This is a genomic window from Streptomyces kanasensis (assembly GCF_043077165.1).
GTDB lineage: Bacteria > Actinomycetota > Actinomycetes > Streptomycetales > Streptomycetaceae > Streptomyces > Streptomyces changanensis.
On sequence record NZ_JBIBSF010000006.1, the window covers coordinates 129,136 to 155,218 of the forward strand.

A 26,083-nucleotide genomic window follows, 5' to 3' on the forward strand; every position below is an offset into this window, starting at 1 on the left:
GCCGGGGGCGGGGGGGGCCGCCGCGCCCCCCGGGGCCCCCGGCCGGGGGGGGCCGGCGCGGGGGGGCGGGCCGGGCCCGCGCCCGGCCGGGCCCCCCGGGGGGCCCGGGGGGCCACGGCCGTCGCGCCCGGACGGGGCCGGGGTCAGCCTCGGGTCAGACGTTGAAGCCGAGCGCGCGCAGCTGCTCGCGCCCGTCGTCCGTGATCTTGTCCGGGCCCCACGGCGGCATCCAGACCCAGTTGATCTTCAGCTCGTTGACGATGCCGTCGGTCGCCGCCTTCGCCTGGTCCTCGATGACGTCCGTCAGCGGGCACGCCGCCGAGGTGAGCGTCATGTCCAGCGTGGCGACGTTGGAGTCGTCGACGTGGATCCCGTAGATGAGGCCCAGGTTCACGACGTCGATCCCCAGCTCGGGGTCGACCACGTCGTACAGCGCCTCGCGGACCTCGTCCTCGGACGCGGGCTTCACCGTTGCCGTCTCGTTCTCGCTCATGCCGTCTTCCCATCCGCCTTCGCGGGCTCGCCGCCCAGTGCCTGGGCGGTCGCGTCCTTCCACGCCATCCAGCTCAGCAGCGCGCACTTCACCCGGGCCGGGTACTTGGAGACGCCGGCGAACGCGACCGCGTCCTCCAGCAGCTCCTCCATCGTCTCGTCCGGCTCCAGCCGGCCCTTCGACTGCATCAGCTCCAGGAACGTGCCCTGGATCCGCTGCGCCTCCTCCAGCTCCTTGCCGACGAGCAGCTCGTTCAGCACGGAGGCGGAGGCCTGGCTGATGGAACAGCCCTGGCCCTCGTACGACACGTCCGCGATGCGGGAGCCGTCGTACTTCACACGGAGCGTGATCTCGTCACCACACGTCGGGTTGACGTGGTGCACCTCGGCGTCGCCGTCCCGCAAGCCCCGCCCGTGCGGGTGCTTGTAGTGGTCCAGGATGACGTCCTGGTACATCGAATCCAGCTTCACGCGTCAGCCCCTCATCCGAAGAAATTGCGGACGTGCTCCAGACCGTCCACCAGGGCGTCGACCTCGGCCGGCGTGGAGTACAGATAGAACGACGCTCGCGTGGTCGCGGGAATTCCGTACCGCAGGCAGACGGGCCGCGCGCAGTGGTGGCCGACGCGGACCGCGATGCCCTGCTCGTCGAGGACCTGACCCACGTCGTGGGGGTGGATGTCGCCGAGCGTGAAGGAGATCGCCGCGCCCCGGTCCTCGGCCGTGGTCGGGCCGATGATCCGCAGGTCCGGGACCTCCCGGAAGCGCTGGATCGCGTACTCCGTGAGCGCGTGCTCGTGAGCGGCGATCCGGTCCATGCCGATCGCGGTCAGGTAGTCCACCGCCGCGCCGAGGCCCACGGCCTGGGCGATCGGCGGCGTGCCCGCCTCGAACTTGTGCGGCGCGGGGGCGTACGTCGACGAGCTCATCGAGACCGTCTCGATCATCTCGCCGCCGCCGAGGAACGGCGGGAGGTCCTCCAGCAGCTCCTGGCGGCCCCACAGGACGCCGATGCCCGTCGGACCGCACATCTTGTGGCCGGTGAAGGCCACGAAGTCGGCCTGGAGGGCCTGCACGTCCAGCGCCATGTGCGGGGCGGCCTGCGACGCGTCGATGAGGACGAGCGCGCCGACCTCCTGGGCGCGGCGCACGATCGCCTCGACGGGGTTGAACGTGCCGAGGATGTTGGAGACCAGCACGAAGGAGACGATCTTCGTCTTCGGCGTGATGACCTCGTCGATGCGGGAGAGGTCGAGCCGGCCGTCGTCGGTCAGCCCGAACCACTTCAGCTTCGCACCGGTGCGCTGCGCGAGCAGCTGCCACGGAACGATGTTGGAGTGGTGCTCCATCTCCGTGATGACGATCTCGGTCTCGGCGTCCACGCGGTAGGGCTCGTCCGCCCAGCCCAGCATGTTCGCGACGAGGTTCAGCGACTCCGAGGCGTTCTTCGTGAAGATGACCTCGTCACGGCTGGGCGCGTTGATGAACGCCGCGACCTTGTCACGGGCGCCCTCGTACAGCTCCGTGGCCTCCTCGGCGAGGACGTGCACGCCACGGTGGACGTTGGCGTTGTGCTGCTCGTAGTACTCGCTGAGCACGTCGATGACCTGGCGCGGCGTCTGCGAGGTCGCCGCGTTGTCCAGGTACACGAGCTTCTTGCCGTCGTGGAGCACCCGGTCGAGGATCGGGAAGTCCTTGCGGATCGCCTCGGTGTCGAGGAGGCCCGGAAGCTGTGTCACAGGGATGCGCCGCCCTTCGTGGTGTAGGACTCGTACCCCTCGGCTTCCAGCTTGTCGGCGAGCTCGGGGCCGCCCGACTCGACGATCCGGCCGGCGGCGAAGACGTGGACGTGGTCCGGCTTGATGTAGCGGAGGATGCGCGTGTAGTGGGTGATCAGCAGGGTGCCGACCTCACCGGTCTCGCGCACGCGGTTGACGCCCTCGGAGACGATGCGCAGCGCGTCGACGTCCAGACCGGAGTCGGTCTCGTCGAGGATCGCGACCTTCGGCCGCAGGAGCTCCAGCTGGAGGATCTCGTGGCGCTTCTTCTCGCCGCCGGAGAAGCCCTCGTTGACGTTGCGCTCCGCGAAGGCCGGGTCCATGTTGAGGCGCTGCATGGCCTCCTTGACCTCCTTCACCCAGGTGCGCAGCTTGGGGGCCTCGCCGCGGACGGCGGTGGCGGAGGTGCGCAGGAAGTTGGAGACGGAGACGCCGGGGACCTCGACCGGGTACTGCATGGCGAGGAAGAGACCGGCGCGGGCGCGCTCGTCGACGGACATCTCGAGGACGTCCTCGCCGTCGAGGGTCACCGTGCCGCCGGTGATCGTGTACTTGGGGTGGCCGGCGAGCGAGTAGGCGAGGGTGGACTTGCCGGAGCCGTTGGGGCCCATGATGGCGTGGGTCTCGCCCTGCTTCACGGTCAGGTCGACGCCCTTGAGGATCTCCTTCGTGGCGTTGTCGGCCTCGACGGAGACGTGCAGGTCGCGGATTTCAAGCGTTGCCATGGGTGACTCAGGACTCCTGGGTGACGGAGACGAGCACATCGTCCCCTTCGATCTTTACGGGGTACACGGGGACGGGGCGCGTCGCGGGGAGGCCGGACGGCTTGCCGGTGCGGAGGTCGAAGCTGGAGCCGTGCAGCCAGCACTCGATGGCGCAGTCCTCGACCTCTCCCTCCGAGAGGGAGACGTTCGCGTGCGAGCAGATATCGTTGATCGCGAACACCTCGCCCTCGGTGAGGACGACCGACACCGGCGTGCCGTCGAGTTCCACCCGCTTCGGGGTGTCCTCCGCCAGCTCGCTCAGGCCGCAGGCGCGGACGAAGGCCATCAGACGGACGCCTCCAGTTCGGCCTCGATCTTCTCGATGAGCCGCTCCTCGACGTCCGGCAGGCCGATCTGCTGGAGCAGCTCGGCGAAGAAGCCGCGGACGACGAGGCGGCGGGCCTCGGTCTCCGGGATGCCGCGGGCCATCAGGTAGAAGAGCTGCTCGTCGTCGAAACGGCCGGTCGCCGAGGCGTGGCCGGCGCCGGCGATCTCACCGGTCTCGATCTCCAGGTTCGGCACCGAGTCGACCCGCGCGCCGTCCGTGAGGACGAGGTTGCGGTTCATCTCGTAGGTGTCGGTGCCCTCGGCGGCGGCCTGGATGAGCACGTCGCCGATCCACACGGCGTGCGCGCCCTCGCCCTGGAGGGCGCCCTTGTAGACGACGTTCGACGTGCAGTGCGGGGCGTTGTGCGTGACGAGGAGGCGGTGCTCCTGGTGCTGCCCGGCGTCGGTGAGGTACAGGCCGAAGAGCTGGGCGTCGCCGCCGGTTCCGGCGTACTCGACGCGCGGGTGGATGCGGACCAGGTCCCCGCCGAAGGTGACGACGACGGACTTGAAGGAGGCGTCGCGGCCGACGAGCGTGTTGTGCTGCGCGACGTGGACGGCCCCCGCGTCCCAGTCCTGGACGGAGACGACGGTGAGCTTCGCGCCGTCGCCGAGGACGTAGTCGACGTTGGCGGCGAGGACCGCGTCACCGGTGTGGTCGATGACCACGACGGCCTCGGCGAAGGCGCCCAGCTCGACGACGAGGTGGCCGAAGGAGGTGCCGCCCTGGCCGTGCACCGCGATGCGGACCGGCTCGGTGAGCGCCGTCTCGCGGGGCACGGAGACGACCGTGGCCTTCTCGAAGGCGGAGTACGCCTGGGCGGCGACCCGGTCCACGGGGGTGCCGGCCCGGCCGAGACGGGCGTCGTCGCGGCCGACGGTCTCGACGGTGACGGCGTCGGGCGCCGTCACGTCGACGCGCACCCCTTCACCGGTGGCGACGGCGGTGCCGTCGTGCAGCCCGCGCAGGCGCTCCAGCGGCGTGAACCGCCACTCCTCCTCGCGGCCGTGCGGGACGGGGAAGTCCGCGACGTCGAAGGACGGGGGGGCGCTCATGCGGGTGGCGACGGTCGACTCCGCCGCCACCGCGATGGAGCCGGCGGTGGTGGAGCCCACCGGGATGTTCTCAGCCATGGCTGTCGTGGTTTCTCTTCCTACGTGCGTACGTCGTCGGGTCCTGGGACGGGCGGCCGGTCAGCCGACCGAGCCCTCCATCTGCAGCTCGATCAGCCGGTTGAGCTCCAGGGCGTACTCCATCGGCAGCTCCTTGGCGATCGGCTCGACGAAGCCGCGCACGATCATCGCCATCGCCTCGAACTCGCTCAGACCGCGGCTCATCAGGTAGAAGAGCTGGTCCTCGGAGACCTTGGAGACCGTCGCCTCGTGGCCCATGGACACGTCGTCCTCGCGCACGTCGACGTACGGGTACGTGTCGGAGCGGGAGATCGTGTCGACGAGCAGGGCGTCGCAGAGCACGTTGGACTTGGAGCCCGGGGCGCCCTCGCCGATCTCGATGAGGCCACGGTAGGAGGTGCGGCCGCCGCCCCGCGCCACCGACTTGGAGACGATGTTCGAGGAGGTGTTCGGCGCCATGTGGACCATCTTGGCGCCGGCGTCCTGGTGCTGGCCCTCGCCCGCGAAGGCGATGGAGAGCGTCTCGCCCTTGGCGTGCTCGCCCATCAGGTAGACGGCCGGGTACTTCATCGTGACCTTGGAGCCGATGTTGCCGTCGACCCACTCCATGGTCGCGCCCTCGTACGCCACGGCGCGCTTGGTGACCAGGTTGTAGACGTTGTTCGACCAGTTCTGGATGGTCGTGTAGCGGCAGCGGCCGCCCTTCTTCACGATGATCTCGACCACGGCGCTGTGCAGCGAGTCCGAGGAGTAGATCGGCGCGGTGCAGCCCTCGACGTAGTGGACGTAGGCGTCCTCGTCGACGATGATCAGCGTCCGCTCGAACTGGCCCATGTTCTCCGTGTTGATCCGGAAGTAGGCCTGGAGCGGGATCTCGACGTGCACGCCCTTCGGGACGTAGATGAACGAGCCGCCGGACCACACCGCCGTGTTCAGCGACGCGAACTTGTTGTCGCCGACGGGGATGACCGTGCCGAAGTACTCCTGGAAGAGCTCCGGGTGCTCCTTCAGCGCGGTGTCCGTGTCGAGGAAGATGACGCCCTGCTCCTCCAGGTCCTCGCGGATCTGGTGGTAGACGACCTCGGACTCGTACTGGGCCGCGACACCGGCGACGAGGCGCTGCTTCTCCGCCTCGGGGATGCCGAGCTTGTCGTACGTGTTCTTGATGTCCTCGGGCAGGTCCTCCCAGGAAGCCGCCTGCTTCTCGGTGGACCGGACGAAGTACTTGATGTTGTCGAAGTCGATGCCGGAGAGGTCGGAGCCCCAGGTCGGCATGGGCTTCTTGTCGAAGAGGCGCAGACCCTTCAGCCGGAGCTTCAGCATCCACTCGGGCTCGTTCTTCTTCGCGGAGATGTCGCGGACGACGTCCTCGTTGAGCCCGCGCTTGGCGACGGCTCCCGCCGCGTCGGAGTCGGCCCAGCCATATTCGTACCGACCCAGGCCCTCGAGCTCGGGGTGGCTGATCTCGGTGGTCATGCGGGGTTCCTCCCGGCCGTGCTTGCGGATGGTGTCGAAGGGGTGTTGGGGGGTTTCGGGTCGCTGTGCGGGATGAACGTCGTGCAGACGCCGTCGCCGTGCGCGATGGTGGCCAGACGCTGGACGTGGGTCCCCAGCAGACGGGAGAAGAGCTCCGTCTCCGCCTCGCAGAGCTGCGGGTAGCGCTCCGCGACGTGGGCGACCGGGCAGTGGTGCTGGCACAGCTGCTGCCCCACCTGCCCGACCGGCGCCTCGCGTGCCGTCGCAGCGTACCCGTCGGCGCTCAGCGCTCCGGCCAGGGCCCGGGCCCGCTCGTGGGGCGGCGCCGCCTCGACGGCCTTCCGGTACGTCTCGGCCTGCGCCTCGACCCGGTCGCGCGCGAAGGCGGCGACGGCGGCCTCGCCCCCGGCGTTCTGCTCGATCCAGCGCAGGGCGTCGACCGCGAGGCTGTCGTAGGACTGGTCGAAGGCGTCCCGGCCGCAGTCGGTCAGCGCGAAGACCTTGGCGGGGCGGCCGCGGGTGCGGGCGCCGTACACGCGCTGCTCGCGCGGGGCGACGACGTCGTCGGCGACGAGCGCGTCCAGGTGGCGGCGGACGGCCGCCTGGGTGAGGCCGAGCCGCTGCGCGAGCTCCGCGACGGTGGAGGGCCCGTGGTCCAGGATGGAGCGCGCGACCCGGTTGCGCGTGGAGCGTTCCCCGGTCGCGAGCTCCTCCCCGGAGGTCGTGGAAGCCTCACCGACGTTTTTCACAACGCCATTGTTGCGTAATTCCCGAGAGAGTGACAAGCCGCGCCGCCGGGAGGTCACGGTGCCGTGCATCACTAAGGGAAACCTAACCTGACCTGCGGAAACGATCACCGGAGAGTATCCGCGCAGGTCGCACGGGCGGGCCGGGGCCCCGCGGGCCGGAGGGGCCCGGCAGCTCTCTAGACTCCCTCCCATGCGAAACGAGTCCGCCGTCCGGGTACGCGGCCTGGTCAAGCGGTACGGGACGAAGACCGCCGTGGACGGGCTCGACCTCGACGTCCGCGCGGGTGGCGTCACCGCCGTCCTCGGGCCCAACGGGGCCGGCAAGACCACCACGGTCGAGACCTGCGAGGGCTACCGCCGCCCCGACGCCGGCACCGTCCGCGTCCTCGGCCTCGACCCGGTCGCCGACGCGGCCGCGCTGCGGCCCCGCGTCGGCGTCATGCTCCAGTCCGGCGGCGTCTACCCGGGCGCCCGCGCCGAGGAGATGCTGCGGCACACGGCCCGCCTCCACGCCCACCCGCTGGACGTGGAGGCCCTGGTCGAACGCCTCGGCCTCGGCTCCTGCGGCCGCACGGCCTACCGGCGGCTGTCCGGCGGTCAGCAGCAGCGGCTCGCCCTCGCCATGGCCGTCGTCGGCCGACCCGAGCTGGTCTTCCTCGACGAGCCGACGGCCGGGCTCGACCCGCAGGCCCGGCGCGCCACCTGGGAGCTGGTCCGCGAGCTGCGTGCCGACGGGGTCACCACCGTCCTCACCACGCACTTCATGGACGAGGCCGAACAGCTCGCCGACGACGTGGCGATCGTCGACGCGGGCCGCGTCGTCGCCCAGGGCAGCCCCGAGCAGCTGTGCCGGGGCGGCGCGGAGAACTCGCTGCGCTTCACCGGCCGCCCCGGCCTCGACCTCGACTCCCTGCTGAAGGCCCTGCCCGACGGCACGTCCGCCGACGAGGTCACCCCGGGGGCCTATCTGATCCGGGGCGCGGTCGATCCGCAGCTGCTCGCCACCGTCACCGGCTGGTGCGCCCAGCACGGCGTGATGCCCGACGGCATGGCGGTCGAGCGCCGCACCCTGGAGGACGTCTTCCTGGAGCTGACCGGCAAGGAGCTGCGCGGATGAGGTACGACACGCACCGGACGGGCCGGCCCGGCACGGACGGGTCCGCGCGACGGGAGGCCCGCCGATGACCACCGGCACCGGTACGTACGCCCCGCGGCCGGGCGCCGCCCCCGTGTGGCGGATGATCGCCGCGCAGGCCGCCCTGGAGACCCGGATGCTGCTGCGCAACGGCGAGCAGCTGTTGCTCACCGTCGTCATCCCGTCGCTGCTGCTCGTCCTCTTCTCCACCGTCGACGTCGTCGACACCGGGGAGGGCCGGGCGGTCGACTTCCTCGCGCCGGGCGTCCTCGCCCTCGCCGTGATGTCGACCGCCTTCACCGGGCAGGCCATCGCGACGGGGTTCGAGCGGCGCTACGGCGTGCTGAAGCGGCTCGGCGCCTCCCCGCTGCCGCGCTGGGCGCTGATGGTCGCCAAGACGCTGTCGGTACTGGTCACCGAGGTCCTCCAGGTGCTGCTGCTGACGGCCATCGCGTTCGGGCTCGGCTGGTCGCCGCGGGGCGGCGTGCCGGCGGCCCTCCTGCTGCTGGTCGCGGGGACGGCGGCGTTCTCGGGGCTGGGCCTGCTGATGGCCGGCACCCTGCGCGCCGAGGCGACCCTGGCCGCCGCCAACCTGGTCTTCCTGCTGCTGCTGGTGGGCGGCGGGGTCGTCGTCCCGCTCGACCGGTTCCCGGAGGCCGTCCGCGCGGTGCTGGAGCTGCTGCCGATATCGGCGCTCTCCGGCGGGCTGCGGGACGTGCTCCAGCACGGCGCCGGCACGCCCTGGGCCGACCTGGGGGTCCTCGCCGCGTGGGCGGCCGCGGGGCTGGGCGCGGCGGCCCGCTTCTTCCGCTGGGAGTAGGCGGCGGGGCCGCTCCCGGGCGGCCCTCCCGCCCGCCCTGCGGGGCCGCTCCCGCCCGCCCTGCGGGCTCGGGCCGACGGATCCACCCGCCCGCCTCGCCCGTCCGCCTCGCGCCCGTCCGTCCGGCGTGTCCCGTCCGCCGGGTTCCGTCCGCTGTGCCCACCCCTCGTGAATCCATGCACAAGCGGCGTCCTACGATGGTGGGCGTGCTGACCCCCCTCGCCTACATCGCCCAGCGCTGGACCCCGTCCCCCCGGACGCTCCGGCGGGCCACCCTGGCCGCGGTCGTCATGACCGTCGTCATCATCGTCACCGGTGGCGCCGTGCGCCTGACCGGCTCGGGCCTCGGGTGCGACACCTGGCCCAAGTGCACCGACGACAGCCTCTTCGCGACGCCGGAACAGGGGCTCCACGGAGCCATCGAGTTCGGCAACCGCATGCTGACGTACGTCCTGTCGGCGGCCGTCGGCTGGGCCATCATCGCCGCGCGGTCCACCAAGCCGTGGCGGCGTTCGCTGTCCCGGCTGGGCTGGCTCCAGTTCTTCATCGTCGCGAGCAACGCCGTGCTCGGCGGCATCACCGTCTGGATGGGGCTGAACCCCTGGACGGTGGCCGGTCACTTCCTCGCGGCGAACGCGCTGCTGACCGTCGCCCTGCTCACCTGGGTGCGGGCCGGCGAGGGCGACGGCGCCCCGCGCCCGCGCGTACCGGGGCCGGTGCGCAAGCTCGGCTGGGCCCTGGTCGGCGTCTCCGCCGTCCTCATCGCGGCCGGTACGGTCGTGACGGGCAGCGGCAAGCACGCGGGTGACAGCAGCGACGTGCCGCGCATGCCGTTCGCCTACGAGACCGTGGCCCAGGTCCACGCGGCGTTCGCCTGGCTGGTGTGCGTGGGCGCGGTCGCGATGTTCTTCGTCCTGCGCGTGGTCGACGCCCCCGCCGACGTCCGGGCCCGCGGCCGGGACCTGCTGCTGATCGTGGTGGCCCAGGGCGCGCTCGGGTACCTGCAGTACTTCACGGGCGTGCCGGAGGTGCTGGTCGGGGCGCACATGCTCGGTTCGGCGCTCCTGTGGATCGCCGTCCTCCGGCTGGCCCTGAGCCTGCGCGAGCGGCCGGAGGCCACGGCGCCGGCCCCCACCCGGACGGGTGAGGCGACGCTGACGGCCGCCTAGGACCATCGAGGACCGGGCACACACCACGACGGCCCCCGCCGGGACACCCGGCGGGGGCCGTCGCCCGTTCGGGGCCGCCGGTCCGTGCGAGGCCGCGCACGGACCGTGACGCCGGCGCCTGTCGGCCACCTCCCGGAGGGCACGCCGGGCAGGTCCCGGGCCGTCCGGGGGGATGGGAGGCGCGGGCGCGACGGGGCCCGGGAGGCGCGGGCGCGACGGGGGCGCCAGGACTGAACGGCACGGCGCGCGGCCGGGGGGCGGTAGGCGGTCGCGCCGCGTCACGGGGTGAGCAGTCGCCGGCGCCGCGCCGGGCGGGTCTCCGGGGCGTCCCGGCCGCGCGGGACGGGGCGTCCCCACCGAGCGGACCCGGGGCGGCACGACGGGCGGACAGGGGCGGCACCGACGGGCGGTCCGGAACCCTGAGCGCACGGGCGGGCCCGGTGGGCGGCAACTCCAGGCGCCTCCGGGTTGTCATGCCGGGCGGACCGGGCGGCGTCCCGCCGGGCAGGCGGGGCGGGTCCCCGGGGGCCGCACGCCCGGAGGGGCGGGGACGCCGGGCCGGGCGGCCGGGGGCGCCGGGCCGGGCACGTCGGCCCACCCCACCCGCCGGCGTCACCCGCGGGCGTCACTCCCCGCCGGCCGTGCGCTCCCTCACGGCGGCGCTCCGTCGCAGAAGCGCTTCGTCGTGGCGGCGTCAGCCGTCGTGGCGGGCCTCGGCGCCCTTGCCGCCGATCTGGATGCCGGCCATCCGGCTCCATTCGTACGGCCCGGTGCGCACCTTCGCGGCGAGCTCGCCGTCGAAGTCGTCCTGGAGGGTGAGGCCGGCCTTCTCGGCGGCGTCCCGTGCGATCCGGTGGTCGGGCGCGACCAGGTCGCCCCAGCCGCCGTCCTCGCCGACCAGCACGATCCGCGTGCCGGCCTGCCCGACGTACGCGAGCTGGCCCTGGGCGCCGCCGTGCTCCTTGGCGAACGCCTGGATCTGCTTGGCGAGCCTCGCCGCCGTGCGCTCTGCCTGCTTGGTGGTGTCTGCCATGAACAGGATGCTACTGCCGGGTAGATCAACGTGCGACGGGCGGGGGGGGGGGGCGGGGGCCCCCCCCCCCCCCCCGGGGGGGGGGCGGGGGGGGGGGGGCCGGGGGGGGCCCCCCCCCCCCCCCCGCCCGTCGGGGCCGGCAGGGGTGTCAGCTCAGGAAGGGGTCCACCGCGACCGCCACGAACAGCAGCGAGACGTAGGTGATCGACCAGTGGAAGAGCCGCATCTCCTTCAGCTTCGCGCCGGTCTCGCCGGACCGGGCGCGGTGCTGGAGGGCGTGCGCCTCCCACAGCCACCAGCCGCCAGTCGCCAGGGCCACGGCCGTGTAGAACCAGCCGGTGAAGCCGAGGGGCTGGAGCAGCAGCGACACACCGACCATGACCCAGCTGTAGAGGACGATCTGCCGCGCCACGACCCGGTTGGAGGCGACGACCGGGAGCATCGGCACGCCGACGCGCGCGTAGTCCTCCTTCACCTTCATGGAGAGCGGCCAGTAGTGCGGCGGCGTCCAGAAGAAGATGACGAGGAACAGGATGACCGCGGCCCACGACATGGACTCCGTGACCGAGGACCAGCCGATGAGGACCGGCATGCACCCGGCGATGCCGCCCCACACGATGTTCTGCGCCGTGCGGCGCTTGAGGATCATCGTGTAGACGACCACGTAGAAGAGGAGGGCACCGAGGCCGAGCCAGGCCGACAGCCAGTTGACGAAGAGCCCGAACCAGAGCGTCGACACCACGGCGAGGACGAGTCCGAAGACCAGTCCCTCGCGGGGCGAGACGATGCCCGTGACCAGGGGACGCTGCGACGTGCGGTCCATCAGCGCGTCGATGTCCCGGTCGATGTACATGTTCAACGCATTCGCGCCGCCCGCCGAGAGGTACCCGGCGAAACACGTGTGGACCACGAGCCACAGATCGGGCACGCCCTGTTCCGCGAGGAACATGACCGGCACCGTCGTGATCAGCAGCAGCTCGATGATCCGCGGCTTGGTCAGCGCCACGAAGCCCTTGGCGCGGGCCCCGAATGGCCGATGGGCTGGGCTCGTCCCGAGCACACCGGCTGGACGGGATTCGACGGCCGTCACGCACACCCCTGACAGAGACATCCCTGCGAGCCCGCCCCCCTGACGTGATGGGCCGGTCATGGCTCGCGCGTACCACGCCACTGTAGACGTTGCCCATACTCCGTCCTTCGCGGGGGTGGGTCGTGTTGGACCGCCCTGGTGGGAGGGGGGTGGCGGGACCGCGCAGAAGGGCGGCGCGCCACTCGTCGGAGCGCTCGGATGAGCGGGGAACGGGCGGTCGAGCCACGGATGAGCGATCGGATGAGCGGCCTTGTTGACAGGTGGTGCACGGCGGCGGTCGCGGGTGGCGACGCCCGGTGAAGAGCCGGAAAATCGGGCCTGGTGACGGGATAGGCTCGGCAGCGGCCGGTGCACCGATGTCATCGGCCCGCGACATGTGGAGAGGAGCCCTGACCGAGGGTGAGCACCAAGCCGACCACCACAGAGTTCGAGTGGACCGCATTGGACCAGCGTGCCGTCGACACCGCCCGTGTCCTGGCCGCGGACGCCGTACAGAAGGTCGGCAACGGCCATCCTGGTACGGCGATGAGCCTGGCGCCGGCGGCGTACACGCTCTTCCAGAAGGTCATGCGCCACGACCCGGCCGACCCGGAGTGGACCGGTCGCGACCGGTTCGTGCTGTCCGCGGGGCACTCGTCCCTGACCCTCTACACCCAGCTGTACCTGGCCGGCTTCGGCCTGGAGCTGGACGACCTCAAGGCCTTCCGCACCTGGGGTTCGAAGACCCCGGGCCACCCGGAGTACGGCCACACCAAGGGCGTCGAGACGACGACCGGCCCGCTGGGCCAGGGCGTCGCCAACGCCGTCGGCATGGCCATGGCCGCCCGGTACGAGCGCGGTCTGTTCGACCCGGAGGCGGCGCCCGGCAGCTCGCCGTTCGACCACTTCGTGTACGTCGTCGCCGGTGACGGCTGCCTCCAGGAGGGCATCTCCGCGGAGGCGTCCTCGATGGCGGGCCACCAGAAGCTCGGCAACCTCATCATGCTGTGGGACGACAACCACATCTCGATCGAGGGCGACACCGAGACCGCCGTGTCCGAGGACACGCTGAAGCGGTACGAGTCGTACGGCTGGCACGTGCAGCGCGTCGAGCAGCAGGAGAACGGCGACCTGGACCCGGCCGCCCTGTACGCGGCGATCGAGGCCGCCAAGGCGGAGACGGACCGCCCGTCGTTCATCGCGATGCGTTCGATCATCGCCTGGCCGGCCCCGAACGCGCAGAACACCGAGGCCGCCCACGGCTCGGCGCTGGGCGACGAGGAGGTCGCGGCCACCAAGCGCGTCCTCGGCTTCGACCCGGAGCGGACCTTCGAGGTCTCCGACGAGGTCATCGCGCACACCCGCGAGGCCCTGGACCGGGGCCGCGAGGCCCGCGCCGCCTGGGAGAAGGACCTCCAGGAGTGGCGCACGGCCAACCCGGAGCGCGCCGCCGACTTCGACCGGATCTCCGCGGGCGAGCTGCCCGAGGGCTGGGAGGGGAAGCTCCCCGTCTTCGAGTCCGGCAAGGGCGTCGCGACCCGCGCCGCGTCCGGCAAGGTCCTCCAGGCGCTCGGCGGGGTGATCCCCGAGCTCTGGGGCGGCTCCGCCGACCTGGCCGGCTCGAACAACACGACGATCGACAAGACGTCGTCGTTCCTGCCGGTGGGCAACCCCCTGCCCGAGGCCGACCCGTACGGGCGCACGATCCACTTCGGCATCCGCGAGCACGCGATGGCTGCCGAGATGAACGGCATCGCGCTGCACGGCAACACGCGCGTCTACGGCGGCACCTTCCTGGTGTTCTCCGACTACATGCGCAACGCGGTCCGCCTGTCGGCCCTGATGCACCTGCCGGTGACCTACGTCTGGACGCACGACTCGATCGGTCTCGGCGAGGACGGCCCCACGCACCAGCCGGTGGAGCACCTGGCGTCGCTGCGCGCGATCCCGGGCCTCAACGTGGTCCGCCCGGCCGACGCGAACGAGACGGCCCTCGCCTGGCGCGAGATCCTCCGCCGCTGGACCAAGGAGTTCGGCAAGGGCGCGCCGCACGGCCTCGCGCTGACCCGTCAGGGCGTGCCGACGTACGCGCCGAACGAGGGCACCGCCAAGGGCGGGTACGTGCTGGTGGACGCCGAGGGCGGCGAGCCGCAGGTCGTGCTGATCGCCACCGGCTCCGAGGTGCACCTGGCCGTGGAGGCGCGCGAGCAGCTCCAGGAGTCGGGCGTGCCGACCCGCGTGGTGTCGATGCCGTGCGTCGAGTGGTTCGAGGAGCAGGACCAGGGGTACCGGGACTCGGTGCTGCCGCCGTCGGTCACGGCGCGCGTGGCGGTCGAGGCCGGCATCGGTCTGACGTGGCACCGGTACGTCGGTGACGCGGGCAGGATCGTGTCGCTGGAGCACTTCGGTGCGTCGGCCGACGGGAAGCTGCTGTTCCGCGAGTTCGGCTTCACGCCGGAGGCCATCGCCGCCGCCGCCCGGGAATCGCTCGCGGCCGCGGCGCGCTGACGCCAACACAAGCACGTATAGGAGATGCAACCCTCATGACAGACGCACTCAAGCGCCTCTCCGACGAAGGCGTCGCGATCTGGCTCGACGACCTGTCCCGCAGCCGGATCACCTCCGGCAACCTCGCGGAGCTGATCGACCAGCAGCACGTGGTGGGTGTCACCACCAACCCGTCGATCTTCCAGAAGGCGATCTCCGAGGGCCACGGCTACGACGTCCAGCTGACCGACCTCGCGGCCCGCAGGGTCACCGTCGAGGAGGCCATCCGCATGATCACGACGGCGGACGTCCGGGACGCCGCCGACATCCTGCGGCCGGTCTTCGACGCGACGCAGGGCCAGGACGGCCGGGTCTCCATCGAGGTGGACCCGCGCCTGGCGCACGACACCCGCGCGACGGTCGCCGAGGCCAAGCAGCTGGCGTGGCTGGTCGACCGGCCGAACACGCTCATCAAGATCCCGGCCACCGAGGCGGGGCTGCCCGCCATCGCGGAGGTCATCGGCCTGGGCATCAGCGTCAACGTCACGCTGATCTTCTCGCTGGAGCGCTACCGCCGGGTGATGGAGGCCTACCTCATCGGCCTGGAGAAGGCCAAGGAGCGGGGCCTGGACCTGTCGAAGATCCACTCCGTGGCGTCCTTCTTCGTCTCCCGCGTGGACACCGAGATCGACAAGCGCCTGGACGGCATCGGCACCGACGAGGCGAAGGCGCTGCGCGGCAAGGCCGCCCTCGCCAACGCCCGGCTGGCCTACGAGGCGTACGAGGAGGTGTTCTCCTCCGAGCGCTGGGCGGCGCTGGACCGTGCGCAGGCCAACCGGCAGCGTCCGCTCTGGGCGTCGACGGGCGTGAAGGACCCCGCGTACAAGGACACGCTGTACGTGGACGAGCTGGTCGCGCCGGGCACGGTCAACACCATGCCGGAGGCGACGCTGGAGGCCACCGCCGCGCGCGGCGACATCCGGGGCAACACCGTCGCCGGTACGTACGAGCAGGCTCGGGCGGACCTGGACGCGCTGGAGAAGCTGGGCATCGGCTACGACGAGGTCGTCCAGCTCCTGGAGGACGAGGGCGTCCAGAAGTTCGAGGCGTCCTGGAACGACCTGCTGGCTTCTACCGAGGCGGAGCTCAAGCGCCTCGCCCCCGCGGAGGCGTAGACCTTGCACAGCAGCAATCCGCTGCGTGACGCCGCGGACCGACGGCTCCCGCGCATCGCGGGGCCGTCGGGCCTGGTGATCTTCGGCGTCACGGGCGATTTGTCACGGAAAAAGCTGATGCCGGCGGTCTATGACCTGGCCAACCGGGGGCTGCTGCCGCCGGGCTTCGCGCTGATCGGCTTCGCCCGCCGCGAGTGGCAGGACGAGGACTTCGCGCAGGTTGTGCACGACGCCGTCAAGCAGCACGCGCGCACCCCGTTCCGCGAGGAGGTGTGGCAGCAGCTGATCCAGGGGATGCGGTTCGTCCAGGGCGACTTCGACGACGACACGGCCTTCGAGCAGCTGAAGTCCACCATGGAGGAGCTGGACAAGGCACAGGGCACCGGCGGAAACTTCGCCTTCTACCTGTCCGTGCCGCCCAAGTTCTTCCCCGTGGTCGTCCAGCAGCTGAAGCAGCACGGGCTGGCCGAGCAGAAGCAGGGCGGCTGCTGGCGCCGCGCGGTCATCGAGAAGCCGTTCGGCCACGACCTGGCGTCGGCCCAGGAACTGAACGCGATCGTCCACGAGGTGTTCACCCCGGACCAGGTGTTCCGGATCGACCACTACCTCGGCAAGGAGACGGTCCAGAACATCCTGGCGCTGCGCTTCGCCAACACCCTCTTCGAGCCGATCTGGAACCGGTCGTACGTCGACCACGTGCAGATCACCATGGCCGAGGACATCGGCATCGGCGGCCGCGCCGGCTACTACGACGGCATCGGCGCCGCCCGCGACGTCATCCAGAACCACCTGCTCCAGCTGCTCGCGCTGACCGCGATGGAGGAGCCCGCCTCCTTCGACGCGGACGCGCTCGCCGCCGAGAAGACCAAGGTGCTGGGCGCCGTGCGGCTGCCCCGGGACCTCGGCGCCTCGACGGTGCGCGGACAGTACGCAGCCGGGTGGCAGGGCGGCGCGCAGGCCGTCGGGTACCTGGAGGAGGAGGGCATCGATCCCGCCTCCAAGACCGACACGTACGCCGCGATCAAGGTGGAGATCGACAACCGCCGCTGGGCGGGCGTCCCCTTCTACCTGCGGACCGGCAAGCGCCTGGGCCGTCGGGTGACGGAGATCGCGGTCGTCTTCCAGCGCGCCCCGCACTCCCCGTTCGACCACACGGCGACGGAGGAACTGGGGCAGAACGCCCTGGTCATCCGCGTCCAACCGGACGAGGGCGTGACCATGCGGTTCGGCTCCAAGGTGCCGGGCACCTCGATGGAGGTCCGGGACGTCTCGATGGACTTCGCCTACGGCGAGTCCTTCACCGAGTCCAGCCCCGAGGCGTACGAGCGGCTCATCCTCGACGTCCTCCTCGGCGACGCCAACCTCTTCCCGCGCGTGGAGGAGGTCGAGCTGTCGTGGCGGATCCTCGACCCGATCGAGCGGTACTGGGACGAGCACGGCAAGCCCGCGCAGTACCAGGCGGGCACCTGGGGTCCGGTCGAGGCGGACGAAATGCTCGCACGAGACGGACGGAGCTGGCGCCGGCCATGAAGATCGACCTTACGGACACCACCTCCAGCAAGATCAACAAAGCGCTCGTCCAGGGGCGGCGGGCCATCGGCACGCCCGCCGTCGGCATGGTGCTGACCCTGGTCATCGTCACGGACGAGGAGAACGCCTACGACGCGCTCCGGGCCGCCAACGAGGCGGCCCGCGAGCACCCCTCGCGCAAGCTCGTCGTCATCAAGCGGGTCTCCCGCTCGCCCCGGGACCGGGCGAAGGCCCGCCTGGACGCGGAGGTACGGGTCGGCGCGGACGCGGGCACCGGTGAGACGGTCATCCTGCGGCTGCGGGGCGAGGTCATCGACCACGCCCAGTCCGTCGTGCTGCCGCTGCTGCTGCCCGACGCGCCGGTCGTGGTGTGGTGGCCGGTGAACGCGCCGACCGACCCGGCCAACGACCCGCTGGGCGCGCTCGCCCAGCGCCGCGTGACCGACACGTACAACGCCGAGGACCCGATCGCCGAACTGGCGGCGCGCGCCGGGGCGTACACGCCGGGCGACACCGACCTGGCCTGGACGCGGATCACGCCGTGGCGTTCGATGCTCGCCGCGGCCCTCGACCAGATCGCCTGCCAGGTGGCGTCGGCCGAGGTGGAGGGCGAGGAGTTCAACCCCAGCGTGGAACTGCTGGCCATGTGGCTGGCGGACCGGCTGGGCGTGTCGGTGCGCCGCTCGCCGTCGGCGGGCCCGGGGCTGACCGCGGTGCGGCTGGCGACCGACTGCGGCCCGATCGTGCTCGACCGGCCGGACGGTTCACTCGCCACGCTCGCCGTGGAGGGGCAGCCGAACCGGGCGGTCGCGCTCAAGCGCCGCGAGACGGCCGAGCTGATCGCCGAGGAGCTCCGGCGCCTCGACCCGGACGACACGTACGCGTCGGCGCTGCGCTTCGGCGTCGACCGGCTGCAGCGCGGGGCGGCGGGCTCCGACGCCTCGTCGGCCTCCGCGCCCGCGGCGGGTTCGGGCGCGGGCGCGGGTGCGGGGGCCGACTCGGCTTCCGCACCCGGTACGGGCTCGGGTGCGGAGTCGGGTGACGCCGGTGCGGAGACGGGGTCGGCCGACGAGGCCGGCACCGCCGGGCCGGCGAAGTCCGCCACCAAGAAGCCGGCCAGGAAGGCGGCGGCGAAGTGAGCGACCCCCGGCTCGTCGTCCACCGCGACAAGGAGCTGATGGCGCAGGCCGCCGCGGCCCGCCTCATCACCCGGATCGTCGACGCGCAGGCCGACCGCGGCACCGCGTCCGTGGTCCTCACCGGCGGCCGCAACGGCAACGGCCTGCTGGCCGCGCTGCGTTCGGCACCCGCCCGGGACGCGGTCGACTGGTCGCGGCTCGACCTGTGGTGGGGCGACGAGCGGTTCCTCCCCGAGGGCGACCCCGACCGCAACGACACCCAGGCGCGGGCCGCGCTGCTCGACGGCGTCCCGCTGGACCCGGCGCGGGTGCACACCATGCCGGTGGCCGGCGGCGCCCACGGCACCGACGTGGACGCGGCGGCCGCGGCGTACGCGGAGGAACTCGCCGCGGCGGCGGGCCCGGAGGACGGCGCCGTACCGGCGTTCGACGTCCTGATGCTCGGCGTCGGCCCCGACACGCACGTCGCCTCGCTCTTCCCGGAGCACCCCGCCGTGCGGGAGGCCGAGCGCATGGTGGTCGGCGTCCACGGGGCGCCCAAGCCGCCGCCGACCCGGATCTCGCTGACGCTGCCGGCGATCCGCTGCGCCCGCGAGGTGTGGCTGCTGGCAGCGGGCGAGGACAAGGCCCAGGCGGCGGCGATCGCCCTGTCCGGCGCCGGTGAGCTGCAGGCCCCGGCGGCGGGCGCCCGCGGGCGGTCCCGGACCCTGTGGCTGCTGGACGCCGCCGCGGCGGCCCGGCTGCCCCGCGCGCCCCAGCCGGTACCGTCCCCCTGAGGGGACGTCACCGTACGGTGGAGGCCCGGACCGCGACGTACGCGGACCGGGCCTCCGCCGTGTCAGGGCTCATTCGGCCGGTTCCAGGAACGGCTCCAGGAGGCCCGGGACGGCGGTGGCCGCGCAGTGCAGGACCTCGCTCTCGTCCGCGTCGTACACGTGGTAGGCGCCGTCCCCGGCCGCCGTGGTCGCCGTGAGCGTGAGGAGCCCGGCGCGGCGCTGGAAACAGGACTGCTTGAGCGTCCAGCCGATGACGCCGCCGCGCTGCAGGGCCACGGTGGAGCGCCGTACCGCCCCCGCACGCGTCACGAGGTACCCGCCGGTGAGACCGTGCCCGAGGCTCCGGTAGGCGTCGAGGGCGAGGAGGACCGCGGTCACGGCCAGCACCGGGGCGCAGGCCGCCGCCGTGTACAGCAGGGCCGGGACGTCGAGCGCCGCGCCCAGCCCGACGAGGACCGCCACGGGCGCCGCCGCCGTGGTCGACGCCCAGCGCAGGCGCCGCGCGCGGGCGGCCCGGGGGTGCGCGGTGAGCACGGCGCTCGTGGGCGGCACGGGTTCGCGCAGGACGCGCGCGGCGACCTCGTCGGCCCTGGCGCGCGGCACGACGGGCAGCAGCGACTTGTGGGTGTCGTGCTTGTCGTCCTTCCCCTTGACCAGACCGGTGGCGATGGCGTCGACCCGGGCGGCGCGGAAGAGCCGCACCCCGAGCGGCTCGACCAGTTCGACGCCGCGCAGCCGCCGCTCCTCCACGGAGAGCGAACGGGCGGTGAGCAGCCCGCGCCGCACGCGCAGGGTGCCGCCGGGCTCGCGCTCCAGCCGGTAGTTCCACCACATCTCCACCCACAGGGCGAGCGCGCCGACCACCCCGGCGAGCAGGGTCGCCGACGTGAGCGTGAGGACGACCCAGACCAGCGGTGTGGTGCGGAAGACCTCACCGACACGGTCGATGACCTCGCGCTGGACGCCGAACCACTCGCTGACCTGCATGACGGCGCCGACCGCCGCACCGCCGAGGAGGGGGGCGACGAAGGAGAGCGGCGCGTACCGGATCCAGGACGGGTCCAGGGAGGCCAGTTCGCCGTCGTGGCGGGCGGTCGCGTCCGGCTCGGCGGCGCGGCGCAGCAGCTCCCGGCGCAGCCGCTCCCCCTCCGCCCGGCTGACGGCGTCCAGCTCCAGCGTCGACTCGCCACCGGCGGTCTTCTCCCCGGTGCCGATGCGGACCTTGACGAGGCCGAGTATCCGCAGCAGCGGATTGGCCGTCAGGTCGACGCTGCGGATGCGCTCCCGGGGCAGGGAGCGGCGCCGCTCGACGACGAAGAGCCGGGCGTGGAGCTCGACCCGCTCCGCGCCGACGCGGTAGCGCGTCCGGTGCCGGCGGACGTGGGCGAGCGCGCCACCGCCGAGGACCAGGAGCAGGGCGCCGGCGGCCACCACCAGGAGCGCGACCCACCAGGCGAGGACACCGAGCAGGCCGAGGAAGGCGGGCAGGGCGCCACCGGCCGCGACGCCCCCGCCCGCCACGGCGGCCACCAGCACCGTACGCCGGTCGAACCGCCGCCACTCCTCGCCGTCTCCGCCGTCCCCGGCGTCGCTCCGGGCGGCGTCCCCGGCCCACATGCCGGGCCCGTCCGGCACACCGTGCTCATCCGGCACGTTTGACACGTCCGGCACTCTGACCCCGTCCGCTCCCCCGGGCCCCTCCGGGAGGCCGTCGCCGGCCGGGCGCGGGCCGCTGCCCGCAGCCGGGCTCGGGGCGCCCTCACCGGCCGAGGCGGACGGGCCGTCAGGACGCGGGGCGGCGTCACCGGCCGAGGCGGTCGGATCGTCGGGGCGCGGGGTCACGTCGCGTCCCCCGGGGTGTCGCGGGTGATCCGCGTCAGCCGCTCGGCGAGGTCGGCCGCCATCCGGTGGTCGAGGCCCGCGAGGGTGACCGCGCCCTTGGCGGACGCCGTGGTGACCGTGACCGTGGCGAGCCGGAACGCCTGCTCCAGCGGGCCCCGTATCGTGTCGACCGTCTGGATGCGGGACATCGGGGCGATCCGCCACTCCTGCCAGAAGAAGCCCGTGCGCACGTAGACGGCCTCGTCCGTGACCTCCCACCGGTGCACCCGGAACCACCAGCGAGGGAAGAACGCGGCACAGGCGAGCCCCACCACCGTCACCGCCCCGGCCAGGGACAGCAACCACGTCCTGGTGGGCTCCAGGAAGCCGCCCAGGACGGCCAGGACGACCGCCGGCACGGCGGTGGTCAGCAGCCACTGGGCCCGCCACCAGCCGACCGCCCTCCGGTCCAGGGTGTTCCTGGGCGGCCGCAGCCGCACCGCGTCCTCCCCCCGCATCAGGTCACCGCCCCCGCAGCGTCCGGTAGGCGGCGACGAGCGCCGCGGTGGAGCTGTCCAGCTCCTCCCCGCCGGTGCCCCGCGTCAGGACGGGCTCGATGCGCTTGGCGAGCACCTTGCCGAGCTCCACACCCCACTGGTCGAAGGAGTCGATGTTCCAGACGGCGCCCTGGACGAACACCTTGTGCTCGTACAGGGCGATCAGCTGCCCCACCACGGACGGGGTCAGCTCGTCGGCGAGGACGGTGGTCGTGGGGTGGTTGCCGCGGAAGGTCTTGTGCGGCACCAGCTCCTCCGGAACGCCCTCGGCCCGTACCTCCTCGGGGGTCTTGCCGAAGGCCAGGGCCTGCGTCTGCGCGAAGAAGTTGGCCATGAGCAGGTCGTGCTGGGCCGTCAGGTCCGGGCCCAGGCCGGCGACGGGCCTGGCGAAGCCGATGAAGTCAGCCGGGATGGTCTTCGTGCCCTGGTGGATGAGCTGGAAGTAGGCGTGCTGGCCGTTCGTCCCCGGGGTGCCCCAGACGACGGGGCCGGTCTGCCAGTCGACCTCGGCGCCGTCCCGGTCCACGGACTTGCCGTTCGACTCCATGTCGAGCTGCTGGAGGTACGCCGTGAACTTGGACAGGTAGTGCGAGTAGGGCAGCACCGCGTGCGACTGGGCGTCGAAGAACGCGCCGTACCAGACGCCGAGGAGGCCGAGGAGGAGCGGGGCGTTCTCCTCCGGCGGGGCGGTGCGGAAGTGCTCGTCCACCAGCCGGAAGCCGTCGAGCATCTCGCGGAACCCGTCCGGGCCGATGGCGATCATCAGGGAGAGGCCGATGGCGGAGTCGAAGGAGTACCGGCCGCCGACCCAGTCCCAGAACTCGAACATGTTGGCCGTGTCGATGCCGAAGTCCTCGACCTTGCCGGCGTTGGTCGACAGGGCCACGAAGTGGCGGGCGACGGCCTCCGGTCCGGCCTTCAGCTCGCCGAGGAGCCATTCGCGGGCGGAGGTGGCGTTGGTGATGGTCTCGATGGTGGTGAACGTCTTCGACGCGATGATGAAGAGCGTCTCCTCCGCGTCGAGGTCGTGGACCGCCTCGTGCAGGTCCGCGCCGTCCACGTTCGAGACGAAACGGAACGTCAGGTCGCGGCGGGTGAAGGAGCGCAGCGCCTCGTAGGCCATCGCCGGACCGAGGTCGGAGCCGCCGATACCGATGTTGACGACGTTCTTGATGGGCTTGCCGGTGTGGCCCTTCCACTCCCCCGAGCGGATCCGCTCGGAGAAGGCGGCCATCCGGTCGAGGACGGTGTGCACGCCGGGCACCACGTCCTCGCCGTCGACCTCGACGACGGTACCCCGGGGGGCGCGCAGCGCGGTGTGGAGGACGGCGCGGTCCTCCGTGGTGTTGATCTTCTCGCCGCGGAACATCGCGTCCCGCAGCTCCGCCACCCCGGTGGCCTCGGCCAGCCGGCGCAGCAGCGTCAGCGTCTCGTCCGTGACGAGCTGCTTGGAGTAGTCCAGATACAGGTCGCCCACCCGCAGGGTGTAGCCGGTGCCGCGCTCGGGGTCGGCGGCGAACAGCTCGCGCAGGTGCGTCCGGCCGAACTGTTCGCGGTGCTCGGCCAGGGCGGCCCACTCGGGCGTCCGGTTCAACCTCGGGCGGCTGCTTTCTGCGTTCATGTTGGACATCGGCCCACTTCTTCTCGTACCTGCCTGCTTGCCCCGCTGCCCTTCCAACCTAATTGATCTGACGGCCCGCAACGGACTTGTCCACAGGCCAAAACCGTCCGTGCGCGCGAACCGTTCCCCGGATACGCAAAAGGGCCCCGCTCGCGGGACCCCTCGGGGTCTCGCGGGCAGGGCCCGTGCTGCGGGTACCAGGGTTCAGATCTCGCCGCGCAGTTTGGCGAGCGCCTCGGCCAGGATCGCCTCGCCGTCGGCGTCGCTGCGCCGCTCGCGCACGTACGCCAGGTGCGTCTTGTACGGCTCGGTGCGCGGCGGGTCCGGCGGGTTGTCCCGGTCCTGACCGGCCGGGAAGCCGCACCGGGGGCAGTCCCAGGTGTCCGGGACCTGTGCGTCACTGGCGAAGCTGGGCTGCGTCTCGTGCCCGTTGGAGCACCAGAAGGAAATGCGGAGCCGGGGCGCGGACTCACCGCGCTCGGCCTCCCCCATCGGCCCCGCTCCGACCCGGCTTCCCCGGATCGCGTTGCCACTTGCCACGGTCGTCACTCCCTGCGTGATGGTGCTCGAGGATGCCCCAGTCTACGTAAGGCCCAACGCACGTCCAGTGACGGGAGTTACCCCGCCGCCCGGAGACGGGACGCGGTCGCGGGACGGCCCGTTCAGCCGTCCAGCTTGATGAGCAGGCCCACGACGACGATGCAGGCGACCCAGAGCAGGCCGACGATGACGGTGATGCGGTCGAGGTTGCGCTCGGCGACCGAGGAACCACCGACGGAGGACTGCATACCGCCACCGAACATGTCGGAGAGACCGCCGCCCTTCCCCTTGTGCATCAGCACCAGCAGCATCAGCAGCAGGCTGAACACGATCAGGGCGATCGAGAACCCCATAATCACGGCTGGACCCTACTTCCTGGCAATTCTCAAGGACTGGATGGACGACGGGGGCCCAGGCCGACGAAAAGCCCGGGCCCCCGCAAGGGTACGACGATTCCGCCCTACCGCATACTCACTGGTGGCGGAAGCGGACGATCTTGACGAACTCCTCGGTGTCCAGCGAGGCACCACCGACGAGGGCGCCGTCGACGTCGGGCTGCGCCATGATCGCGGCGATGTTGCCGGCCTTCACGGAGCCGCCGTACTGGATGCGGACCTTGTCGGCCAGCTCCTGGGAGTACAGCTCGGCCAGGCGGGCGCGGACGGCGCCGCACACCTCCTGCGCGTCCTCGGGCGTGGCGACCTCGCCGGTGCCGATGGCCCACACCGGCTCGTAGGCGATCACCACGGACTCGGCCTGCTCGGCGGGGACGTCCTTCAGCCCGCCGTCGAGCTGGGCGAGGGTGTGGGCGACCTGCTCGCCGGCCTTGCGGACGTCGAGGCCCTCACCGACGCAGAGGATCGGGGTCAGGCCGTGCCGGAAGGCCGCCTTCACCTTCTCGTTGCAGACGGCGTCGGTCTCGCCGTGGTACTGGCGGCGCTCGGAGTGGCCCACGGTGACGAAGGCGCACTTCAGCTTGGCCAGCATCGCGCCGGAGATCTCGCCGGTGTAGGCGCCGGAGTCGTGCGCGGACAGGTCCTGGGCGCCGTACTTGATCCGCAGCTTGTCGCCGTCCACCAGGGTCTGCACGGAGCGCAGGTCGGTGAAGGGCGGCAGCACGGCGACCTCGACGGCGTCGTGGTCCTTGTCGGTCAGGGCGAAGGCGAGCTTCTGGACGTGCGCGATGGCCTCGAGGTGGTTGAGGTTCATCTTCCAGTTGCCCGCCATCAGCGGGGTACGTGCGGTCACGGTGGTTCAGTCCTCCAGTGCGGCGAGGCCGGGAAGCGTCTTGCCCTCGAGGTACTCGAGGCTCGCGCCGCCGCCGGTCGAGATGTGGCCGAATGCGTTCTCGTCGAAGCCCAGGGTGCGGACGGCGGCGGCGGAGTCGCCGCCTCCGACCACGGTGAAGGCCGGGGAGCCGACGAGCGCCTGGGCGACGGCCTTGGTGCCCTCGGCGTAGTCGGGGTGCTCGAAGACGCCCATCGGACCGTTCCAGAAGACGGTCGCGGCGTCGGCGAGCTTCGCGGCGTAGAGCTCGCGGGTCTTCGGGCCGATGTCGAGGCCCTCCTGGTCGGCCGGGATGGCGTCCGCGGCGACCGTGGTGGGGTGGGCGGGCGCCTTGGTCTTCAGGTCGGGGAACTCCGCCGAGACCAGGACGTCGACGGGGAGGACGAACTCCACGCCGCGCTCCTCGGCCCGCGCCAGGTACTCCCGGCACGCCGGGACCTGGTCCTCCTGGAGCAGGGAGATGCCGACCTCGTGGCCCTTGGCCTTGAGGAAGGTGTACGCCATGCCGCCGCCGATCAGGATGCGGTCGGCCCGCTCCAGCAGGTGGTCGATGACGCCGAGCTTGTCGGAGACCTTGGCGCCGCCGAGGACGACCGCGTACGGCCGCTTCACGTCGTCGGTGAGCTTGCGCAGGACGGCGACCTCGGTGGCGATGAGGTGGCCGGCGTAGGCGGGCAGCAGCTTCGGCAGGTCGAAGACCGAGGCGTGACCCCGGTGCACGGCGCCGAAGCCGTCGCCCACGTACACGTCGGCGAGGGCGGCGAGGCGGGCGGCGAACTCGGCGCGCTCGGCGTCGTCCTTCGACGTCTCGCCCGGGTTGAAGCGGAGGTTCTCCACCACGGCCGCGCTGCCCGGCTCCAGGGCGGCGATCACGGCGTGCGCCTCGCTGCCGACGGTGTCGCCGGCGAACGCCACGGGCGCGCCGAGCAGCTCGGCGAGGCGCGCGGCGGCGGGGCGCAGCGAGAAGGCCGGGTCCGGGGCGCCCTTGGGCCGGCCGAGGTGGGAGGCCACGATCACCTTGGCGCCGGCGTCGGTGAGCGCCTTCACGGTGGGCAGGACGGCGCGGATGCGGCCGTCGTCGGTGATGGTCGTGCCGTCGAGCGGCACGTTGAGGTCGGCGCGTACGAAGACCCGCTTGCCGTCGACCCCTTGCTGGAGAAGTGCGTCGATCGTCTTCATCGGTTGGTGCTCCTTGGAGAGACTT

25 protein-coding genes are annotated in these 26,083 nt (G+C 72.2%); 8 read left to right on the forward strand and 17 right to left on the reverse strand.

Features of this window, described 5'->3' with window-relative positions:
* Positions 1 to 154: 154 nt before the first annotated feature.
* Genes ACF053_RS16890 through ACF053_RS16925 form a run of 8 tightly spaced genes read right to left on the reverse strand, consistent with a single transcriptional unit; the run spans position 155 to position 6,720 of the window.
* The gene (locus tag ACF053_RS16890) at positions 155 to 493 is read right to left on the reverse strand and encodes a metal-sulfur cluster assembly factor (RefSeq protein WP_058943194.1); all 339 of its coding nucleotides are present in this window, start codon (positions 491 to 493) and stop codon (positions 155 to 157) included.
* A complete protein-coding gene (sufU, locus tag ACF053_RS16895; RefSeq protein WP_391954616.1) occupies positions 490 to 963 on the reverse strand; it encodes a Fe-S cluster assembly sulfur transfer protein SufU in 474 nt (157 codons plus the stop codon). The genes ACF053_RS16890 and sufU overlap by 4 nt, the downstream gene beginning before the upstream one ends.
* A gap of 11 nt (positions 964 to 974) precedes the next feature.
* Positions 975 to 2,231, reverse strand: a complete 1,257-nt coding sequence (locus ACF053_RS16900; protein WP_391954617.1) for a cysteine desulfurase — start codon at positions 2,229 to 2,231, stop codon at positions 975 to 977.
* A complete protein-coding gene (sufC, locus tag ACF053_RS16905; RefSeq protein WP_391954618.1) occupies positions 2,228 to 2,995 on the reverse strand; it encodes a Fe-S cluster assembly ATPase SufC in 768 nt (255 codons plus the stop codon). Before sufC ends, ACF053_RS16900 begins: the two co-directional genes overlap by 4 nt.
* Positions 2,996 to 3,002: 7 nt before the next feature.
* The gene (locus ACF053_RS16910; RefSeq protein WP_391954619.1) at positions 3,003 to 3,320 is read right to left on the reverse strand and encodes a bifunctional 3-phenylpropionate/cinnamic acid dioxygenase ferredoxin subunit; all 318 of its coding nucleotides are present in this window, start codon (positions 3,318 to 3,320) and stop codon (positions 3,003 to 3,005) included.
* Entirely contained in the window at positions 3,320 to 4,495 is a 1,176-nt protein-coding gene (gene sufD, locus ACF053_RS16915; RefSeq protein WP_391954620.1) for a Fe-S cluster assembly protein SufD, read from the reverse strand. The genes ACF053_RS16910 and sufD overlap by 1 nt, the downstream gene beginning before the upstream one ends.
* Positions 4,496 to 4,555: 60 nt before the next feature.
* Positions 4,556 to 5,971 (reverse strand): Fe-S cluster assembly protein SufB, encoded by a 1,416-nt coding sequence (sufB, locus tag ACF053_RS16920; protein ID WP_391954621.1) that lies wholly within the window; start codon positions 5,969 to 5,971, stop codon positions 4,556 to 4,558.
* Positions 5,968 to 6,720 (reverse strand): helix-turn-helix transcriptional regulator, encoded by a 753-nt coding sequence (locus ACF053_RS16925; protein WP_391954622.1) that lies wholly within the window; start codon positions 6,718 to 6,720, stop codon positions 5,968 to 5,970. Before ACF053_RS16925 ends, sufB begins: the two co-directional genes overlap by 4 nt.
* A 190-nt stretch (positions 6,721 to 6,910) precedes the next feature.
* Here ACF053_RS16925 and ACF053_RS16930 point away from each other — a divergent pair, with 190 nt between their 5' ends.
* From ACF053_RS16930 to ACF053_RS16940, 3 genes are all read left to right on the forward strand, one after another.
* Positions 6,911 to 7,837, forward strand: coding sequence for an ABC transporter ATP-binding protein (locus ACF053_RS16930; protein ID WP_391954623.1), 927 nt, complete (start codon positions 6,911 to 6,913; stop codon positions 7,835 to 7,837).
* 64 nt (positions 7,838 to 7,901) lie between these two features.
* Positions 7,902 to 8,675, forward strand: a complete 774-nt coding sequence (locus ACF053_RS16935; RefSeq protein ID WP_391954624.1) for an ABC transporter permease — start codon at positions 7,902 to 7,904, stop codon at positions 8,673 to 8,675.
* Between the two features lie 197 nt (positions 8,676 to 8,872).
* Positions 8,873 to 9,844: a COX15/CtaA family protein gene (locus tag ACF053_RS16940; RefSeq protein WP_391954832.1), complete on the forward strand. Its 972-nt coding sequence runs from the start codon at positions 8,873 to 8,875 to the stop codon at positions 9,842 to 9,844.
* Between the two features lie 694 nt (positions 9,845 to 10,538).
* On the opposite strand, the gene ACF053_RS16945 is transcribed toward ACF053_RS16940, so the two are convergent.
* Positions 10,539 to 10,877, reverse strand: coding sequence for a hypothetical protein (locus tag ACF053_RS16945; RefSeq protein ID WP_391954625.1), 339 nt, complete (start codon positions 10,875 to 10,877; stop codon positions 10,539 to 10,541).
* 148 nt (positions 10,878 to 11,025) lie between these two features.
* A complete protein-coding gene (locus ACF053_RS16950) occupies positions 11,026 to 11,988 on the reverse strand; it encodes a heme o synthase (protein ID WP_391954626.1) in 963 nt (320 codons plus the stop codon).
* Positions 11,989 to 12,366: 378 nt separating this feature from the next.
* Between ACF053_RS16950 and tkt the strand changes: the two genes are divergently transcribed.
* Genes tkt through pgl form a run of 5 tightly spaced genes read left to right on the forward strand, consistent with a single transcriptional unit; the run spans position 12,367 to position 19,053 of the window.
* Positions 12,367 to 14,454, forward strand: coding sequence for a transketolase (tkt, locus tag ACF053_RS16955; protein WP_391954627.1), 2,088 nt, complete (start codon positions 12,367 to 12,369; stop codon positions 14,452 to 14,454).
* Between the two features lie 35 nt (positions 14,455 to 14,489).
* Positions 14,490 to 15,608 (forward strand): transaldolase, encoded by a 1,119-nt coding sequence (tal, locus tag ACF053_RS16960; RefSeq protein ID WP_391954628.1) that lies wholly within the window; start codon positions 14,490 to 14,492, stop codon positions 15,606 to 15,608.
* A 3-nt stretch (positions 15,609 to 15,611) separates the two neighbouring features.
* Positions 15,612 to 17,138 carry a glucose-6-phosphate dehydrogenase gene (gene zwf / locus ACF053_RS16965; protein ID WP_058944788.1) on the forward strand — a complete coding sequence of 509 codons (1,527 nt, stop codon included), beginning with the start codon at positions 15,612 to 15,614 and terminating at the stop codon, positions 17,136 to 17,138.
* Complete coding sequence (opcA, locus tag ACF053_RS16970; RefSeq protein WP_391954629.1) at positions 17,135 to 18,277, forward strand: glucose-6-phosphate dehydrogenase assembly protein OpcA; 1,143 nt, start codon at positions 17,135 to 17,137, stop codon at positions 18,275 to 18,277. The genes zwf and opcA overlap by 4 nt, the downstream gene beginning before the upstream one ends.
* A complete protein-coding gene (gene pgl, locus ACF053_RS16975) occupies positions 18,274 to 19,053 on the forward strand; it encodes a 6-phosphogluconolactonase (RefSeq protein ID WP_391954630.1) in 780 nt (259 codons plus the stop codon). The genes opcA and pgl overlap by 4 nt, the downstream gene beginning before the upstream one ends.
* A gap of 69 nt (positions 19,054 to 19,122) precedes the next feature.
* Here pgl and ACF053_RS16980 read toward each other — a convergent pair whose 3' ends face one another.
* The 7 genes from ACF053_RS16980 to ACF053_RS17010 all read right to left on the reverse strand — a co-directional run bounded on the left by ACF053_RS16980 (position 19,123) and on the right by ACF053_RS17010 (position 26,058).
* Entirely contained in the window at positions 19,123 to 20,670 is a 1,548-nt protein-coding gene (locus ACF053_RS16980; RefSeq protein ID WP_391954833.1) for a PH domain-containing protein, read from the reverse strand.
* 221 nt (positions 20,671 to 20,891) lie between these two features.
* Entirely contained in the window at positions 20,892 to 21,392 is a 501-nt protein-coding gene (locus ACF053_RS16985) for a PH domain-containing protein (RefSeq protein WP_391954631.1), read from the reverse strand.
* Between the two features lie 4 nt (positions 21,393 to 21,396).
* On the reverse strand, positions 21,397 to 23,052 hold the full coding sequence (gene pgi, locus ACF053_RS16990) for a glucose-6-phosphate isomerase (protein ID WP_391954834.1): 1,656 nt from the start codon (positions 23,050 to 23,052) through the stop codon (positions 21,397 to 21,399).
* Between the two features lie 204 nt (positions 23,053 to 23,256).
* Positions 23,257 to 23,592, reverse strand: coding sequence for an RNA polymerase-binding protein RbpA (locus tag ACF053_RS16995; RefSeq protein WP_003957010.1), 336 nt, complete (start codon positions 23,590 to 23,592; stop codon positions 23,257 to 23,259).
* Positions 23,593 to 23,714: 122 nt separating this feature from the next.
* Positions 23,715 to 23,945, reverse strand: coding sequence for a preprotein translocase subunit SecG (gene secG, locus ACF053_RS17000; protein ID WP_391954835.1), 231 nt, complete (start codon positions 23,943 to 23,945; stop codon positions 23,715 to 23,717).
* Positions 23,946 to 24,063: 118 nt separating this feature from the next.
* Positions 24,064 to 24,840, reverse strand: a complete 777-nt coding sequence (gene tpiA / locus ACF053_RS17005; protein ID WP_391954632.1) for a triose-phosphate isomerase — start codon at positions 24,838 to 24,840, stop codon at positions 24,064 to 24,066.
* Between the two features lie 6 nt (positions 24,841 to 24,846).
* A complete protein-coding gene (locus ACF053_RS17010) occupies positions 24,847 to 26,058 on the reverse strand; it encodes a phosphoglycerate kinase (RefSeq protein WP_391954633.1) in 1,212 nt (403 codons plus the stop codon).
* Between the last annotated feature and the right edge of the window lie 25 nt (positions 26,059 to 26,083).

Coding starts and splice junctions, on each gene's coding strand:
- ACF053_RS16890 (WP_058943194.1), bottom strand. CDS start 493: ATGAGCGAGAACGAGACGGCAACGGTGAAGCCCGCGTCCGAGGACGAG.
- sufC (WP_391954618.1), bottom strand. CDS start 2,995: ATGGCAACGCTTGAAATCCGCGACCTGCACGTCTCCGTCGAGGCCGAC.
- ACF053_RS16910 (WP_391954619.1), bottom strand. CDS start 3,320: ATGGCCTTCGTCCGCGCCTGCGGCCTGAGCGAGCTGGCGGAGGACACC.
- sufD (WP_391954620.1), bottom strand. CDS start 4,495: ATGGCTGAGAACATCCCGGTGGGCTCCACCACCGCCGGCTCCATCGCG.
- sufB (WP_391954621.1), bottom strand. CDS start 5,971: ATGACCACCGAGATCAGCCACCCCGAGCTCGAGGGCCTGGGTCGGTAC.
- ACF053_RS16930 (WP_391954623.1), top strand. CDS start 6,911: ATGCGAAACGAGTCCGCCGTCCGGGTACGCGGCCTGGTCAAGCGGTAC.
- ACF053_RS16935 (WP_391954624.1), top strand. CDS start 7,902: ATGACCACCGGCACCGGTACGTACGCCCCGCGGCCGGGCGCCGCCCCC.
- ACF053_RS16940 (WP_391954832.1), top strand. CDS start 8,873: ATGGTGGGCGTGCTGACCCCCCTCGCCTACATCGCCCAGCGCTGGACC.
- ACF053_RS16945 (WP_391954625.1), bottom strand. CDS start 10,877: ATGGCAGACACCACCAAGCAGGCAGAGCGCACGGCGGCGAGGCTCGCC.
- ACF053_RS16950 (WP_391954626.1), bottom strand. CDS start 11,988: ATGTCTCTGTCAGGGGTGTGCGTGACGGCCGTCGAATCCCGTCCAGCC.
- tal (WP_391954628.1), top strand. CDS start 14,490: ATGACAGACGCACTCAAGCGCCTCTCCGACGAAGGCGTCGCGATCTGG.
- opcA (WP_391954629.1), top strand. CDS start 17,135: ATGAAGATCGACCTTACGGACACCACCTCCAGCAAGATCAACAAAGCG.
- ACF053_RS16980 (WP_391954833.1), bottom strand. CDS start 20,670: ATGTGGGCCGGGGACGCCGCCCGGAGCGACGCCGGGGACGGCGGAGAC.
- ACF053_RS16985 (WP_391954631.1), bottom strand. CDS start 21,392: ATGCGGGGGGAGGACGCGGTGCGGCTGCGGCCGCCCAGGAACACCCTG.
- pgi (WP_391954834.1), bottom strand. CDS start 23,052: ATGAACGCAGAAAGCAGCCGCCCGAGGTTGAACCGGACGCCCGAGTGG.
- secG (WP_391954835.1), bottom strand. CDS start 23,945: ATGGGGTTCTCGATCGCCCTGATCGTGTTCAGCCTGCTGCTGATGCTG.
- ACF053_RS17010 (WP_391954633.1), bottom strand. CDS start 26,058: ATGAAGACGATCGACGCACTTCTCCAGCAAGGGGTCGACGGCAAGCGG.